This is a genomic window from Mesorhizobium sp. M7A.F.Ca.US.006.01.1.1 (assembly GCF_003997935.1).
Classification (GTDB): Bacteria; Pseudomonadota; Alphaproteobacteria; order Rhizobiales; family Rhizobiaceae; genus Mesorhizobium.
Genome location: NZ_RZQL01000544.1, coordinates 1 through 450, shown reverse-complemented (window position 1 = coordinate 450; position 450 = coordinate 1). Strand labels below are relative to the sequence as shown.

Here is a 450-nt window from a genome sequence, read left to right as displayed (position 1 = left end):
ATGCGGGGCCGTTTCGCTCTTATGGTCAACTCTTGATCCTGAACGCAGGCGACGGCTATCATGTCGTTTTGGCGGGGATGAGCAGAATCAGCGTCGCGACCGGTCAATCAGTGCTTGCAGGAGAGCCGATCGGTGCGATGGGAGAGGCCCGGGTGGCGAGCACCTCGGTTTCGAAGAATGGAAATGCCACGCCGGAACTCTATGTCGAGTTCCGCAAGGATGGAAAACCCGTCGATCCGGCCCCATGGTGGGCGGACCGTTTTTCTGGAAGGACGTGAGTAATGCGGAAACTGTCGCTTCTGTTTGCCGGTGCGCTGATGGGCGCGTCCGCCATGAGCCTGGTCTATGGCGCGCCCGGCTCGGCGGCGAACGCTGCAGGGTCGGAGACCTACAAGCAACTGGCGATCTTCGGCGATATCTTCGAGCGGGTGCGGGCACAGTATGTGACAC

1 protein-coding gene and 1 pseudogene are annotated in these 450 nt (G+C 60.7%); both read left to right on the top strand.

Features of this window, described 5'->3' with window-relative positions:
• Positions 1 to 278: peptidoglycan DD-metalloendopeptidase family protein (locus tag EN943_RS37415; protein WP_164778627.1), on the top strand; the 278-nt coding region annotated here is incomplete at its 5' end.
• Between the two features lie 3 nt (positions 279 to 281).
• Positions 282 to 450: pseudogene (locus EN943_RS38760) on the top strand (peptidase S41); the annotation flags it as partial.